Origin of the sequence: Hyalangium ruber, assembly GCF_034259325.1 — a bacterium.
Taxonomy (GTDB): Bacteria; Myxococcota; Myxococcia; order Myxococcales; family Myxococcaceae; genus Hyalangium_A; species Hyalangium_A rubrum.
Genome location: NZ_JAXIVS010000001.1, coordinates 137,993 through 152,986, shown reverse-complemented (window position 1 = coordinate 152,986; position 14,994 = coordinate 137,993). Strand labels below are relative to the sequence as shown.

9 protein-coding genes and 1 pseudogene are annotated in these 14,994 nt (G+C 70.6%); 7 read left to right on the top strand and 3 right to left on the bottom strand.

Annotation, left to right across the window (positions count from 1 at the left end; genetic code table 11):
* Positions 1-48 precede the first annotated feature (48 nt).
* Positions 49-1,275, top strand: a complete 1,227-nt coding sequence (locus tag SYV04_RS00680) for an O-antigen ligase family protein (RefSeq protein WP_321543594.1) — start codon at positions 49-51, stop codon at positions 1,273-1,275.
* 21 nt (positions 1,276-1,296) lie between these two features.
* Here SYV04_RS00680 and SYV04_RS00675 read toward each other — a convergent pair whose 3' ends face one another.
* Both SYV04_RS00675 and SYV04_RS00670 read right to left on the bottom strand, forming a co-directional pair.
* The gene (locus SYV04_RS00675) at positions 1,297-2,010 is read right to left on the bottom strand and encodes a toxin-antitoxin system YwqK family antitoxin (protein WP_321543593.1); all 714 of its coding nucleotides are present in this window, start codon (positions 2,008-2,010) and stop codon (positions 1,297-1,299) included.
* Positions 2,011-2,093: 83 nt separating this feature from the next.
* Positions 2,094-3,161, bottom strand: coding sequence for a glycosyltransferase family 4 protein (locus SYV04_RS00670; protein ID WP_321544458.1), 1,068 nt, complete (start codon positions 3,159-3,161; stop codon positions 2,094-2,096).
* 124 nt (positions 3,162-3,285) lie between these two features.
* On the opposite strand from SYV04_RS00670, the gene SYV04_RS00665 reads away from it, so the two are divergent.
* The 3 genes from SYV04_RS00665 (at position 3,286) to SYV04_RS00655 (ending at position 10,780) form a co-directional block, all read left to right on the top strand.
* On the top strand, positions 3,286-4,419 hold the full coding sequence (locus tag SYV04_RS00665; protein ID WP_321543592.1) for a glycosyltransferase: 1,134 nt from the start codon (positions 3,286-3,288) through the stop codon (positions 4,417-4,419).
* Positions 4,420-4,638: 219 nt separating this feature from the next.
* Complete coding sequence (locus SYV04_RS00660; protein ID WP_321543591.1) at positions 4,639-6,033, top strand: undecaprenyl-phosphate glucose phosphotransferase; 1,395 nt, start codon at positions 4,639-4,641, stop codon at positions 6,031-6,033.
* Positions 6,034-6,178: 145 nt separating this feature from the next.
* On the top strand, positions 6,179-10,780 hold the full coding sequence (locus SYV04_RS00655; protein WP_321543590.1) for a GspE/PulE/PilB domain-containing protein: 4,602 nt from the start codon (positions 6,179-6,181) through the stop codon (positions 10,778-10,780).
* 94 nt (positions 10,781-10,874) lie between these two features.
* On the opposite strand, the gene SYV04_RS00650 is transcribed toward SYV04_RS00655, so the two are convergent.
* The gene (locus tag SYV04_RS00650; RefSeq protein WP_321543589.1) at positions 10,875-13,649 is read right to left on the bottom strand and encodes a vitamin B12-dependent ribonucleotide reductase; all 2,775 of its coding nucleotides are present in this window, start codon (positions 13,647-13,649) and stop codon (positions 10,875-10,877) included.
* A 527-nt stretch (positions 13,650-14,176) separates the two neighbouring features.
* On the opposite strand from SYV04_RS00650, the gene SYV04_RS00645 reads away from it, so the two are divergent.
* From SYV04_RS00645 to SYV04_RS00640, 3 genes and pseudogenes are all read left to right on the top strand, one after another.
* A complete protein-coding gene (locus tag SYV04_RS00645) occupies positions 14,177-14,512 on the top strand; it encodes a (2Fe-2S) ferredoxin domain-containing protein (RefSeq protein WP_321543588.1) in 336 nt (111 codons plus the stop codon).
* A 39-nt stretch (positions 14,513-14,551) separates the two neighbouring features.
* Positions 14,552-14,614, top strand: a pseudogene (locus SYV04_RS43670) (zinc-ribbon domain-containing protein); the annotation flags it as partial.
* A gap of 6 nt (positions 14,615-14,620) precedes the next feature.
* Positions 14,621-14,992 carry a TM2 domain-containing protein gene (locus SYV04_RS00640; protein ID WP_321543587.1) on the top strand — a complete coding sequence of 124 codons (372 nt, stop codon included), beginning with the start codon at positions 14,621-14,623 and terminating at the stop codon, positions 14,990-14,992.
* Positions 14,993-14,994 lie beyond the last annotated feature (2 nt).

Sequence of the window (14,994 nt, the reverse complement as noted above, 5' to 3'; positions counted from 1 at the left end):
CCAGGGGCTTCCGGACGCTTATGATGCCCGGCCTCCCCAGGAGACGTCGTGCGCCGCGCTGTCACCCTCATCCTCGCCGTGTGGGCCGTCGGGGTTGTCCTCGCGGAGGTGGTGCAGCAGATCGCCGCGGGGGCCGCCGTGCTCGGGGCGCTCGTGCTGGCCTTCCGCAAGGAGCTGCGCCTCGAGCCGGATGTCCGCGCCTATATAAGGATGACGCTGGCGCTGGCCGCGTGGCAGCTCGTCTCGCCCGCCCTCGCGCTCGCGACGGGAGCGGCGGAGCGATGGCCTCGGAGCGCACGCTACGGGCAGGTGCTGGACTCGGTGGCGGGCGCCGCCGTGGCCGCGATCGGCACCGTGGGTGTGCCCTGGGCACTGCTCGCGGGGCTCCTGGCGGGCGGATGGCTGGTGGCCTCGGCGCTGGGCCTGTTCCAGCACTTCGTCCTCTGGACCTGGGAGCCGCCCGCGTTGCTCAAGCTGAACCTGTCCCGGCTGCAGGAGAACTTCGGCACCGAGGAGCACCCCCGCTACGCGGCCGGAGGCTTCCTCTTCCACCGACTGCGCTTCTCGCACAGCGCCATCGCCACCCTGGGGCCGGCGCTCGCGCTCCTGGCCCGGGGCAGGGGAGTGTGGCAGCGGGCCCTCGCGGGAGCCGTCGTCTGCGCCGTGCTGCTCGCGCCTTTCGCGGCGTTCGCCCGTGCTGCCCTCCTGACCGGCTTCATCGTGTGCGTGCTGGCGTTGCTGCTCTTGAGCCGAGGCACGATCCGCAAGACGGGGCTCGCGGTGGCCGCGGCGCTGGCGGTGCTCGTGGCGGTGACTCCCGCCTGGCGCGAGCGCCTGGGCAAGGCGGCGGAGAACCTCTTCGGTGGTGAGCGTACGCACGCCATGTCCGTGGGCTGGCGGCTCGTGAAGGAGCACCCGCTGGTGGGCGTGGGCTTCGGCAACCACAAGCCCGCCGCGCTGGCCACTCAGACCGAGACAGGCATCACGGATCTCCTCGCCACGGACGCCCACAACCTGTGGCTGACGACCTGGGCGGAGACGGGCCTGGTGGGGCTACTGCTCCTGGCGGCGGTACACGGGTTGTTGGCCCGGGCGCTCATCCGCAGGCACCGCGCGGGCTCCGTCGCGGCGACGGGCGCGCTGCTGTCCTTCGTGGGCTTCCACATCCTCTCGCTAGTGCACTACCTGCCATTCCACTCCAGCGTGCATCTGTCCTTCATGTTCATCTGGGGACTGGGCCTCTGCGCGCGGAGCGAGGACCTCACGCGCCAGTAACCCCTGGCGCGCGCGGGAGGCTCAGATGCTCTTTCCCGTGGGGCCGATCATCTCGACGGACTTGCCGTTCTCGTAGCGCGTCGCGCTGGCCGGGTAGCCGTCGTCCTCCCACTGCTTGCTCCAGCCCTGGAGCAGTCCGGACTGGTACTCGGCCTGCCGCACGATGGTGCCGTTGGGGGCGTAGTAGGTGTGGAGGCCGTTCTCCCGGTCCACCTTGGGCTTCACGTTGTCGTACTGACCCTCGGACTCGCGCCCCCCGGTGTGGTGGTACGTGATGGCCCAGCGCAGCAGCCCGTGCTCGTAGTAGCGCTGGCCCTTCAGCCGACCCGTGGACTTGTAGAACCACAGCGTCAGCCCGTGCCGCTCCGGAATGCCTCCCTTGGGGGTAGGGATGCGGCACTCCAGCGAGTCCTTGTCCGGGAACACCTTCGCTCCCGCAGGGCACTGCATCAGCTCCTCCAGCACCATCGCTCGGGTCTGCGTGTCGGAGATCCACGTGGGCAGTCGCGCGCGAGGCGCCGGCGTGAAGAAGGCCCGCATCTCCTCGGTCAGCTTGGGGCGGATGAGGCGGTTCTTCTCGTTGGCCTCCTCGACCATGCGCTGCATGCGCCGCGCGCCCTCCACCGACTCGATCTGCTGATCCACGAGCCGCTGCATGTCGGGCGGCGCGTTGGCGCGGGTGGCCATGAGTTCGGCGATGGAGGCCTCGAGTTCCTGATCACGTGTCGATGACATGGCTGCCCCGGAGAATACCTGGGGCGCTGACACGCCGGGGCGCCCATCGCATGTGTGTACCCCTGGCGGGGGGTGGGAGTCCGTCACCTCGCGGCAGGGGCTCTGTCCAGCACCCGGCGGTACACCGCCAGGGTCTTCCGCGCGCAGTCGTCCCAGGTGTAGCGAGCGGCTCGCTCCCGGCCCTTCTCCACCAGGGACTGTCGCAGCTTCTCGTCCCGGAGCAGGCGCAGCGTCGCCTCTCTCCAGGCGTCGAGGTCTTCCGGCGGCAGCAGCAGGGCCGCCTCGCCCGTGACCTCCGGCAGCGCCGAGACATTCGAGGAAAGCACCGGGCAGCCCGCCGCCATGGCCTCCAGCACCGGCAGGCCGAAGCCTTCGTAACGGGAGGGCAACAGCAGCGCCGCCGCCGCACCATAGAAGAGGGGCATCTCCGCTTCCGGCAACTCCGTCAGCTCCAGCGTGGAGGCGGGAAAGCCCAGCTCCTTGGCCGCGCCCTTGCCCGCCAACAGGACGATGGGGACGGGCAGCTCCGGCGCGAGCTTCGCGAGCAGCGCGAGGTTCTTGTGCGCCTTCGTGTTGCCCACCGTGGCGAGGTAGCGCGCCGGCAGTTGGTGCCGCTGGAGGAAGGCCCGGAGCTCGGAAGGCGGAGCGGGCTGGTAGCGCTCGTCCACGCCGGGAGTGATGACCTGGAAGCGGTAGGGCGTCAGGTTCAGGTGCCGGGCCAGCTCCTCGCGCGAGAACTCGGACACCGTGAGCAGCGCCGAGGCCCGCTTCGAGCGCGGGCCGACGATGAGCCGGTAGTAGAGCGTGTGGACCGGGCTGTAGTTCTCCGGCAGCGCCAGGTGGTTGGCGTCATGCAGCGTGGCCACCAGCCGGCCGTTCCACAGCCCCGGCAGCGAGAACGAGGTGGCGTGGAAGAGGTCCGGCGAGAGCCGCAGCAGATCCGCCAGCAGCGTGGGCTGCTCCAGCAGGGGCGCCAGGAAGCCCGCGCGGGCGCGGTGCAGGGGAATCGACGGGGTCAGCGCTCCCAGATCCGAGGGGAGCCCTTCGGGCGCCGTGAGCCCCATGAAGCGCAGATCCGGCGCGAGCGCGGGCAGCCGCCGCGCCAGCTCCAGGGCATAGCGCGCGATGCCGTGCAGTCGGCCTCGGACCATGCGCAAGTCGATGAGGATGCTCGCCACGCCTCCGAAGTAGCACACACGGCGCCTGGGTGGGGACCCTCGAATCCGCGGCCACGGCCGGTGGCGCTCGCCCGTCCGAGTGCTAGAAGGTCGCCCCGTGAAGGTCGCCCTCGTCCATGACTGGCTCGTCACCCTGCGCGGCGGTGAGCGCGTCCTCGAAGCGCTGTGCGAGCTGTTCCCCGAGGCGGACATCTACACCCTCATCCACCAGCCCGGGACGATGCCGCCCGTCATCGAGGACCGGCGCATCTACACCTCGTTTCTCCAGCGGATCCCGGGCATCCACTCCCGCTACCGACACTTCCTGCCGCTCTTCCCGCGCGCCATCGAGTCCTTCCACCTCCAGGGCTACGACTTGGTGCTCTCCTCCAGCCACTGTGTGGCCAAGGGCATCCGCAAGCCACCGGGCGCCAGGCACCTGGGCTACGTCCACGCGCCCATGCGGTACATGTGGGATCTCTTCGATGACTACTTCGGGCCGGGGCGCACCTCGCGGCCCGTGCGCACGGCCGCGCTCGCCGTGCGGCCCTGGCTCCAGCGCTGGGACCGGGAGAGCTCCGCTGGCGTGGACCGCTTCATCGCCAACAGCCGCAACATCGCCGGGAAGATCCAGCGCTTCTGGGGACGCGAGGCCGGCGTCGTCCACCCACCCGTGGACCTGGAGCGCTTCTGCGCCGAGCCCACCGAGGGGACAGGGCAGGGCGGCTACTTCCTCTGGCTCGGCGCCTTTGCTCCCTACAAGCGGCTCGACATCGCCCTGGAGGCCTTCCGCACCCTGGACACGCCCCTGTGGGTCGTCGGCACCGGACAGGAGGCCTCGCGGCTCACCTCCGGCCCGCTGCCACCCCACATCCGCTTCCTGGGCAACGTGCCGGACGCCGAGCTGCCCGGGCTCTACCGCAACGCGCGCGCGCTGCTCTTCACCGGCGAGGAGGACTTCGGCATCACTCCCCTGGAGTCCCAGGCGACAGGTAGGCCCGTGATTGCCTACGCCAAGGGTGGGGTGCTGGAGACCGTCACCTCGCGCACTGGCCTCTTCTTCTCCGAGCAGACCCCCAGCGCGCTCGCCGCCGCGGTGCGCCAATTCGATGCGTGGGAGGCCCACTACCGTCCCGACGAGGCCCGCGCCCAGGCCCGGCGCTTCAGCAAGGCCGCGTTCCAACAAGGGATCATGGCCGAAGTGGAGGCGCTCCTCGGTTCGCCTGCCTCCTCCCGCGCCGGGCAGCCCTGACAGCCGCGCCAGAGGGGCCTCCGCTTTCCGCACAGTGCCGCGCCGCACGGGCGTCCATGTGTCCAGCGGTGCGCGGGGCAACCCCTTGGTTTCACGGGTCTTTCCGTGCTAGGACGCCCCCGCGCCTTCCGGAGTTCGCGGCCCGTCCGCGAGTGAAGGGGGGCGTGGGAATTGCAGCGACGGGGCCGATCGTTCGGCGGGCCACACAGGAGTCCTGGCGTGTTCAGTCGTCTCCAGCGTTTCTACACGTCCATCAAGGTCGCCACCGACCTGCTCATGCTCGCCGTGGCGTTCGGTCTCGCCTACGCCACGCGCTTCATCGGCGTCATCCCCGTCACCGATGGCATCCCGCCGCTGGACGAGACGCTCGTCTCCCTGGGGATGTCGCTGTTCATCTTCCCCTTCACCTTCCACCAGTCGAACCTCTACACCACCAACCGCTCGCGTACGCACATTGGAGAGCTGTTCGCGGTCTTCAAGGCCTCCATCACCGCGACGCTCATCCTGGTGGCGCTCACCTACTTCACCCGCGAGCGCTACTCGCGCCTCACCCTGGCGCTCTTCCTCGGCTACGCGCTGGTGCTCGTGTCGGTGACGCGCTTGGTACTCCGGCTCGCCCTGGCCGAGGTGCGTCGTCGCGGCTTCAACCTGAAGACCATCCTCGTCATCGGCGAGGGCGAGCTCGGCCGGCGCGTCATTGAGACCGTGCGCGACCACCGCGAGCTGGGCTTCCGCGTGGTGGGCGTGCTGGCGCTGGATCCGGAGCGGGTAGGGCGGCGCGTGCGAGGCGCTCCCGTGGTGGGCGAGGTGAAGGACGTCGAGCGGGTGCTGGACGAGCAGCCCGTCGATCAGGTCGTCATCGCCCTGCCGCTCGAGCAGCAGCCGGTGGTCAAGCAGCTCATGGAGCAGCTGGCCCTGCGCACCGTGGACGTGAAGGTGGTGCCGGACCTCTACCAGTACATCACCCTCTATGGCGGCCTGGAGGAGTTCGGCGGCCTGCCCATCATCAGCCTCCAGGGCGACCCGATGGATGGGTGGAGCCGGGTGGCCAAGCGCGCCTTCGACATCGTCTTCTCGCTGGTGGCCATCGCGCTGACGGCGCCCATCATGCTGGTGACGGCGCTGATGGTGAAGCTCACCAGCCGAGGCCCCATCCTCTACAACCAGGAGCGCATGGGGATGGACGGGGAGACCTTCCACATCCTCAAGTTCCGCACCATGCGCACGGACGCCGAGGTGGCGGGCGCGCAGATGGCCAGCGCGGGAGACACGCGCCGCACGCCCATCGGCACCTTCCTGCGCAAGTACTCCGTCGATGAGCTGCCCCAGTTCTTCAACGTGCTGGTGGGCGACATGAGCCTGGTGGGCCCGCGCCCCGAGCGCCCCGTCTTCATCGAGGAGTTCAAGCGGCAGATCCCCCGCTACCACCTGCGCCACAAGGTCAAGGCGGGCATCACCGGGTGGGCGCAGATCAACGGCCTGCGCGGCCAGACTTCCATCCAGAAGCGCATCGAATACGACCTGTACTACATCGAGAACTGGTCGCTCCTGATGGACCTGAAGATCCTCGTGCGCACCGCGCTCGGCGGCTTCCTCTCGAAGAACGCCTACTGACGTTCCCGCGTACGGCCAGCGCCGCCAGCCCCGACAGGCCGTGAAGTGCCATCGGGCCTGAAAGATTCGGGTCTGGCTGGAGATTGCTGGAACACGAACGAGTAGCCGCGCAACGTCATGGAAGCCGTCTAGAATCGACGGCCTCATGGCGGAAAAGCTCGGCGCGATCCTGGTCCGAAAGGGCCTCATCAACCAAGGTCAGCTCGACGAGGGCCTCAAGGCCCAGATGATCTATGGCGGCCGGTTGGGGACCAACCTGGTCGAGTTGGAGTACCTGGACATCGAGACGCTGGGCGTGGTGCTCGCGGAGCAGACGCGCTCCCCCCAGGCGACGATCCAGGAGTTCGAGTCGGTCACCTCGGCGACGCTGGCCCTGATCCCGACGGCGCTGGCCGAGAAGCACTTCGTGTTCCCGCTGTCGTTGGATGGCAAGCGCCTGAAGGTGGCGATGGCCAGCCCCTCCGACATGGCGGCGGTGGATGAGCTGTCGTTCATCACCGGCTTCCGAATCGTGGCGTGCGTGGTGCCGGAGCTGCGGCTCTACCTGTACCTGGAGAAGCGCTACGGCATCACCCGTCCCGAGCGCTACATCAAGCTGGACCCCGAGGCGACCCGCTCGGGAGCAGGGGCACGGGACGCGGGTGGAGCGCCCGTTACCAAGCCCGCGGGAGTGGGTGGGGCGCCTGCGCCGCGTCCTCCTCCCGCGGCCTCGCCCGAGAAGCAGGGCATGTTCGGAGGGCTCCAGCCCGGGCAGTTCCTGAGTGATGACTCGGGGGATGGACAGCCCGAGGCCGCGGATGCACCCCTCGAGATGCCGGCGGAGGAGTCCGGTGGCCCGGGGCGCGAGGCGTTCGGTGGGTTCGAGCTGGGCGAGTACCTGAGCGCGGAGGAGGATGATCAGGCGCAGGCTCCTGTGGCGCCTCCTGCTCCTCGCGCCGCGCCTCCCATGCCTCAGGCCAGCAGCGCGCCTGCCCCGGCGCAGCCAGCGCAGCCAGCGCAGCCGGCGGGTTCGCGGCCCACCATGCCTCCGTCCGCCTGGGCCAACATGGCCAATGCTCCGCAGCCGGCCACTGCCGCTCCGGTCCCTGGAGCCGGGAGCCCGCAGCAGGGGGCCGCCGCGCCACATCCGGCGGCCCCGGGCGTGCCTGGGCCCTCGGCGCCAGTCCTTGCGCCCTCCGCGCCTCCTGTCGATCCTCGGGCCCAGGCGGCTCAAGCCGCTCAGGGCCGGCCGGCGGCGCCTCCGCCGCAGTTGACCCCGCAGGCCTCTCCCACGCTGCCGGGCGTGCCCTCCGGAGGGCCTCCGGTGCTGGCTCAGCCTCATGCCGGGACGCCCGTGGCGGGCACCACGGTTCCGGGAGCCATGCCGCCGGCTGCTCAGGCACCGCGTCCTGGCCCCGCGACGATGGCGGGCGTGCCGGGGCTTCCGCCCACGGGACCGCAAGCTCCAGCGGGGGCGGCGCCGCAGCGGCCTCCTTCGGGAGTCATGCCGGCGATGCCTCCGCAACCTGTCGCTGGTGCCCCACGGCCCGCGGCGCCTCCGCCCGGACCCGGGCAGCACCTCACGGTTCCGCCGGTTCCCCAGGGCGCGCGCCCGCCCCAGCCCATGCCCGGCGCCCAGGTTCCCCCGCAGACACGGCCGACCATGCCGGGGGTACCGGGAGCGGCGATGCCCTCGGGCGCTCACCCGGCACCGATGCCCCCGGGTGCCCCCCCGGCACCGATGCCTCCGGGGGCTCACCCCGCGCAGATGCCCTCGGGCGCTCATCCCGCGCCGAGCCCTTCAGGGGCTCACCCCGCGCACCCGGGTGGCGCCCCGGTTCCTCAAATGCCGCCTGGGGCCACTCGGCCGCCGATTCCCGCGGGTGTTCCCGCTGGGGCACCTCAGGCCGCCCAGGCAGCGCCGCATCCTTCTCAGGCGATGGCCCCTGGGATGGCGCCTCGACCCCAGGGCCCTGCGCAGCCGCCAGGAGTCGCGGCGGCGAGGCCCCTGACCCAGGTGCCCATTCCGTCCCAGGTGCCACCTGGGGCCGCGCCTGTACCTCCCGCGCGCCAGACCTCGGCGGGAATGCAGGCTGTTCAGCCGCCGCCCGGTGTCGCTGGAGCACCAGCAGCGCCCGTGCCTCCCGCACGCCAGACCTCCGCCGGGATGCAGGCCATCCCAGCGCCTCCCGTCGCGCCGGGGGCTCCCGTCGCGCCGATTCCTCCCGCGCGCCAGACTTCCTCGGGGATGCCCGCCGCGCCGATGCCGCCCCCCGCGGCGGCCATGCCTCCGGTTCCCCCGGGGATGACCCGACCGCCGGTGCCTGGGATGTCACCCGGCGTCGCCGCTCCGGCCTCGGCTCCGGTGCCAGGGCGTCCGCCGGGAGCACCTCCCGCCGGCCCCGTTGCTCGCAGGGATCCCCAGAGCAACGCCGCGCTGCCCGCCGTGGGGGCTCCGCCTGCGGGGGCGTCCGCGCCACCCGTGGCGCATCCGACCGCGCCGCCCGTGGCGCATCCCCCGGCAGGTCCCGCGCAGGCCCATGCGGCGCCCGTGCCTGGGGCGACGCGTCCTCCCATCCCGGGGCCTGCCCCTTCCGTCGCGGCTCCTCGTCCGACGCAAGCGCCGATCCCCGGGCAGCCTCCTCCCGTCGCAGGGCCGCCTGTCCCCTCGATTCCGCCTGGCATGGTCCCCCTGGGCTCGTCGGCGCAGAGACCCGGACCGCCGGTACCTTCCCTCTCCGATTCGCCGGGAGTCGCCGCGCCCGCCGCCATGAGCGCCCCGCCCGGTATCGCGGCGGCGGCTGTCCCGAGCGTTCCTTCCGGGGCGCCGGGAGTCGCCGCGCCTGCCGCCCTGAGCGCTCCTCCGTCGGTGCCGCCCGCTGCTCCGTCGGTGCCGAAGACGATGCCCCCCGTGGCAGCGAGCGCTCCCGGGGTGCCGGTGCCTCCTCCTGCCGCCGCGCCTGTTCCCCTGCCTCCTGGCGCGTCCCTCGAGGTGGTTGCGCGCGTCCCACCGCAGGTGGGTGAGGTCGCGGCCGCGAAGCCCCAAGCGCCCGCGGCGCCCATTCCCGTACCGTCGAAGCCCGCGCCCGAACTCGCGGGATCGAAGCCCTCCTGGTCTCAGGAGGAGGTGCTGGTTCCCGCCGAGGAAACCGACGGCATCGACGTCGACGATGTCTTGGAGCCCGAGCCCGAGCTGGAAGGGGAGGCCCTCGAAGAGGAGCAGGCCGCCGCTCCCGCCGAGCCCGTGGCGGAGCTGGAGGCACAGCCCGCGGAAGAGGAGCAGGCCTCCGTCCCCGTCGAGCTCGAGCCAGAGTTGGAAGCGGAGCCCGCGGAAGAGGAACAGGCCGCCGCACCCGCCGAGCCCGTGGCGGAGCTGGAGGCGGAGCCTGCGAAGGAAGCCGCCGCACCCGCCGAGCCCGTAGCGGAGCTGGAGGCAGAGCCCGCGGAAGAGGAACAGGCCGCCGTTCCCGTCGAGCTCGAGCCGGAGTTGGATGCGGAGCCCGAGGAGGAGGAGCCATCCGCTGCTCCATCCGAGCTCGCGGCCGCGTCGGTGTCCGAAGAGGCGCCCACGCTGGAGCTGTTGGAGACGGAGTCCGAGAAGACGCCCACGCTGGAGTTGCTGGAGCCGGAGCCAGAGAAGGCGCCCACGCTGGAGCTGGTCAAGCCAGAGCCCACCAAGCCCGCAGCCCTGGAGCTGGTCGAGCCGGAGCCCGAGGAAGCTCCCGCGCTGGAAGCCTCCGAGCCCGAGCCCGAGCCCGTGAAGGTCTTGGCCCCGCCAGCCCCCGAGCGCAAGCCCGAGGCGGTCGCCGCCAAGGAGTTGTCCGAGCCCGAGCCCGTAAAGGCGCCACCCCAGGAGGAGACCACACGGTCGGGGGTCTGGACGCTGCAAGGGGCGCCTGCGCCGACGCCGGCGGAGGAAGCACCGGCGCCAGAGCCGGTGGCCGAGGTCAAGCCGAGGGTGCCCGTGGATCTGGGCGAGCTGCCGCCCGCGCCCGAGGAGCCGATGCAGCTCGCGGCCACCTGGGAGTTCGTGGGCATGGCCGAAGCGCACGCTGGGCACGCCGCTGCTTCCACCTCCGAGGACCGAGGCCTGGCGCTGGAGACCGAGGCGCCCCACGTGGCGGACACCGACGGCGCGCCAGGGGACGAAGTGGCGCTGGCCTCGGCGTGGGACTTCGTGCCGCAGTGGCAGCCTGGAGCGCCCGCGGCGCCGAAGGAGACTCCCGCGCCGCCCAGCCCGCCCGCGAGCCCGCAGGCCCAAGCGGTGCCGATCACCACGGCCAAGTACGGGACCCTCGCTCCGGAGCCCGCGGCCCCGGAGACGCACGAGCTTGGCGCCACGGAGCCAGCGCTCACGGGCAAGTACGGCATCGGGCTCACGCCGCCCAAGGCGCCCGAGGCTCCCCCAAGCAAGCCCGAGGCTCCTCCTCCCGCTGCCGAGCAGGAGAGCGCGGAGCTGGTGACCACGGGCAAGTACGGGGTCGGACTGCCCGAGCGCAGCAGCACGGGGAGGTACGGGCTCGGAAAGGGTGATCCCGAGGTAATCGCCACGCCGCAGGAGGCGAAGAGCGAGCCAGGGTGGGATCAGATGTTCCCAGCCGAGGAGTCCGCCGCGCCGAAGACTCCCGAGGCGCCGGCGGCGGAACCCGAGCCGGATCCCTTCACGGAGTTCGCGGAGGAAGCGGCGCGCACGAGCCCCACCGCTCCCGCCTCGGAGGCGCAGCCCAAGCGCGTCCCGCCGGCGAAGCCGCAGGGCGAGGGCTCCTGAAGCCCTGGCCCGCTGAATCCCCAGCGGGCCCCCTGAAAACAAAAGCCCCGGAGGAGTTCTCCGGGGCTTCGTGCGTCACCCGCTCAGGCGGGGCTCAGCTGCACCCGCTCGTGGCGCCGCAGTTGGAGCATTTGTAGCAAGCGCCGCTGCGCACCATGATCGCCCCGCAGGTGTGGCAGGGCGGGGCGTCCGCCTGGTTGAGCCAGGTGTCGCGCTTCGGAGAGGCCGGCAGCCGGATCGCCACGGTCTGCTGCGCGGGCTGCGGCTCGGGGGCGGCCTTCACCTCGACCGCCGTCACCTCGGCCTCCGCCGGCTGCTCGCTGGGCAGGAACTTCAGCGACAGCCACCGGAAGATGTAGTCGGTGATCGACTTGGCGATGGGGATGGCGGGGTTGCCGGTGAAGCCGCTCGGCTCGAAGCGGGTGTGGCAGAACTTGTCGGCCAGCACCTGCAGCGGCACGCCGTACTGGAGCGCCAGGGACACCGAGGTGGCGAAGCTGTCCATCAACCCGCTCACCACCGAGCCCTCCTTGGCCATGACGACGAAGAGCTCGCCCGGGGTGCCGTCCTCGTACATCCCCACGGTGAGGTAGCCCTCGTGGCCGCCGATCGAGAACTTGTGGGTGATGGACCGGCGCTCATCCGGCAGGCGCCGCCGCATGGCCTTGGGCTCGGGCTTGATCAGCGGCTCGGGCTCCACGGCCGCCGCCTTCGTGTCCTTCACCGTGCTCTTGGAGGTGTTCAGCGGCTGCGTGCGCTTGCACCCGTCGCGGTACACGGCGATGGCCTTGAGCCCTCGCTTCCACGCCTCGAGGTACGCCTTCTCGATGTCCTCCACGGTGGCGTTGGCGGGCATGTTCACCGTCTTGGAGATGGCGCCCGAGAGGAACGGCTGGCACGCCTCCATCATCTGGATGTGCCCCATCCAGTGGATGCTGCGCTCGCCGCGCGCGGGCTTGAAGGCGCAGTCGAACACCGGCAGGTGCTCGGGCTTGAGGTGCGGAGCGCCCTCGATCGTCTCGTGCTTGTCCAGGTGGCTGACGATGTCCTGGGCCTGCGTCTGCGGGTAGCCCAGCTTCTCCAGCGCCAGCGGCACCGTCTGGTTGACGATCTTCAGCATGCCGCCGCCCACCAGCTTCTTGTACTTGATGAGCGCGATGTCGGGCTCGATGCCCGTGGTGTCGCAGTCCATCATGAAGCCGATGGTCCCCGTGGGGGCCAGCACCGTGACCTGGCTGTTGCGGTAGCCGTGCTCGGCGCCCTGGGCCAGCGCATCGTCCCAGGCGGCCTTCTGCGCCTCGAACAGCTCGGCGCCCACGCCCTCGGCCTGGATGTTGTAGGCCGCCTTGCGGTGCTTGCGGATGACGCCCAGCATCGGCTCGGCGTTCTTCGCGTAGCCGGCGAAGGGCCCCATGCGCTCGGCCAGCCGGGCGCTCATGGAGTAGGCCTGCCCGCACATGAGCGAGGTGATGGCCGCCGCGCAGTTGCGCCCCTCCGCCGAGTCATAGGGCCGCCCGCTGGCCATCAGCAGCGCGCCCAGGTTGGCGTAGCCCAGCCCCAGCGGCCGGTAGTCATGGCTGTTCTGGGCGATCTTCTCGGTGGGGTAGCGCGAGAAGCCGACGATGATCTCCATCGCCAGCAGCAGCACGTCCACCGCGTGCCGGAAGGCGGTGACGTCGAAGTCGCCGTCGATGGTGCGGAAGTGCATCAGGTTCAGCGACGCCAGGTTGCAGGCCGAGTCATCCAGGAACATGTACTCGGAGCACGGGTTGGAGGCGTTGATGCGCGCCGTGCCCGAGCAGGTGTGCCAGGCGTTCACCGTGCTGTCGAACTGCATGCCAGGGTCGCCGCACAGGTGCGCCGCCTCGGCGATCTCGCGGAACAGCTCGCGGGCCTTGATCGTGTCCATGGGCCGCCCGTCGCGCACCGCGCGCGTGGTCCACGTGCCGTCGGCCACCACCGCCTTCATGAAGTCGTCGGTGGCGCGCACCGAGTTGTTCGAGTTCTGGAAGAAGACGGAGGAGTACGCCTCGCCGTTGAAGGAGGCGTCGTAGCCGGACTCGATGAGCGCCCAGGCCTTCTTCTCCTCCTGCACCTTGCAGCGGATGAAGTCGAGGATGTCCGGGTGCTCGGCGTTGAGGATGACCATCTTCGCCGCGCGCCGCGTCTTGCCGCCGCTCTTGATGACACCCGCGAACGCGTCGAAGCCCTTCATGAAGGACACGGGCCCGGAGGCGGTGCCACCGCCAGCGAGCAGCTCCTTGCTGGCGCGCAGGGAGGACAGGTTGCTGCCGGTGCCCGAGCCGTACTTGAAGAGCATGGCCTCCGTCTTGGCCAGCGTGAGGATGGACTCCATGGAGTCCTCCACGGAGTTGATGAAGCACGCCGAGCACTGCGGGTGGGCCTCGACGCCCACGTTGAACCAGACGGGCGAGTTGAAGGACGCCTTCTGCCGCAGCAGCAGGTGCGTCAGCTCCGCGTGGAAGGTGTCGCGGTCCGTGTCGGTGGCGAAGTAGCCGCCCTCCACGCCCCAGCGGGTGAGGGTGTCCACCACGCGCGCCACCAGCTTGCGCACGCTGGTCTCCCGCTCGGGGGTGCCCGGCGTGCCGCGGAAATACTTCGAGGCCACGACGTTGGTGGCCAGCATCGACCACGTCTTGGGCACCTCGATGTTCTTCTGCTCGAAGACGGCGCGCCCGTCCTCCCCGGTGATGCTCGCGCTGCGGTACTCCCAGGCCAGCTCGTCGGCCGGATCCACCCCCGGCGTGGTGAAGAAGCGCTTCACCGTCAGCCCCGGTGCGGGGCTCTTGGCCTTCTTGCCGGCCTTCTTCCCGTTCACCACCGGCTTCGCACTCAGCTCTTTCTCCATGACGGGTCTCCCGGGAAATTCACTCGTGGTATGGATGCAAAATTTTGCGGAACTTCGAGCCCGTGAGATTTCACGGGGATGGCTGATCAGCGGTGAACAGGGCCTGGCGGATACGGGGCGGGCACTAAGAGCAGGCAGGCGAGGCAGGACGCGCTCGGCGGGAGCCTCTCCGAAAGATTCCTACTCCGCCCCATATCGTGTGTCCCTCGTTCTCCCACACCCTAGGGATGGGGGTGCCTGCGGGTGCTGACGCCCGGAACCGCTCGACAGGCCTGTAGCCAGCCGTAGCGGCGGGGGCGGGTTTTTAGGGCCAAAAACGGGGTAGATCAACAGTGCCTCGCATCAAGAGTCGGTATGTGGCGTTGCATGTATGGTCACTGGCGGGACGGTTGTGATCACTGGCAGATATTTGCTGTGAGTCTGCGCACGGATCTCCGGGCTGCCTAGTGCCCCCGGCCGGATCGGGGAGGGGGCAAGTGTGCGCGGTGGTCGCTTTCGGACAGGGGGTGGGTTAGGAAAAAGACACCATGGCTCCCCCGTTCCAGCGCCACATCTTCGTCTGCACCAACCGCCGTCCTGACGGGCACCCCAAGGGGTGCTGCGCCACCAAGGGAGCCGAGGAGGTGCGAGCCGCCTTCAAGGCCGAATTGGAGAAGCGCGGCATCAAGGGGCAGATGAGGGCCAACGCGGCGGGGTGCCTGGACACGTGCGCCTTCGGCGTCTCGGTCGTCGTCTACCCGGAAGGCGTCTGGTACGGTGGGGTGAAGGTGGAGGATGTACCGGCCATCGTCGAGGAGCACTTGATCGGCGGCAAGCCGGTGGAGCGGCTCTTCATGCCGCTGATGAAGAAGGCGGGGAGCTGAGGCCCCGCGGTTCATCTCCACCTCTCGAGGAGCGCTCGCGTGTTCTGTAACCAGTGCGGTAGCCAGGTAGCGTCCGGGGCCAGCTTTTGTACGGTGTGCGGAGCGCGGATGAGTGCGCCCACGTCGCAGCCGTCGCCGACGGTGTCCCAGACGCTCGTGCGACCGACGCAGGAGCCGCGGCTGGGGCAGCCGCTCACCGCGTCGACGTTCAGCGGGGCGGCGCCCTATGGCATCGACCCCAAGACGGGGCTGCCCTTCTCGCACCGGAGCAAGATCGTCGCCGGGGTGCTGCAGATCTGCCTGGGAGGCCTGGGCATTGGCCGCTTCTACACGGGCCACGTGGGCATCGCGATCGCGCAGATCGCGGTGACGTTCCTCACCTGCGGCCTCGGGGCGCTCTGGCCGCTGATCGACGGCATCATGATCCTCGTCGGCGAGTCGCCGAAGGACGCGGAAGGCAAGCCGCTGCGCAACAGCTGAGC

What these genes read in the sequence shown, in the direction of transcription:
- SYV04_RS00675 (WP_321543593.1), bottom strand. Translation starts at nt 2,010, where the DNA reads ATGTCATCGACACGTGATCAGGAACTCGAGGCCTCCATCGCCGAACTC.
- SYV04_RS00670 (WP_321544458.1), bottom strand. Translation starts at nt 3,161, where the DNA reads ATGGTCCGAGGCCGACTGCACGGCATCGCGCGCTATGCCCTGGAGCTG.
- SYV04_RS00655 (WP_321543590.1), top strand. Translation starts at nt 6,179, where the DNA reads ATGGCGGAAAAGCTCGGCGCGATCCTGGTCCGAAAGGGCCTCATCAAC.
- SYV04_RS00650 (WP_321543589.1), bottom strand. Translation starts at nt 13,649, where the DNA reads ATGGAGAAAGAGCTGAGTGCGAAGCCGGTGGTGAACGGGAAGAAGGCC.
- SYV04_RS00645 (WP_321543588.1), top strand. Translation starts at nt 14,177, where the DNA reads ATGGCTCCCCCGTTCCAGCGCCACATCTTCGTCTGCACCAACCGCCGT.
- SYV04_RS00640 (WP_321543587.1), top strand. Translation starts at nt 14,621, where the DNA reads ATGAGTGCGCCCACGTCGCAGCCGTCGCCGACGGTGTCCCAGACGCTC.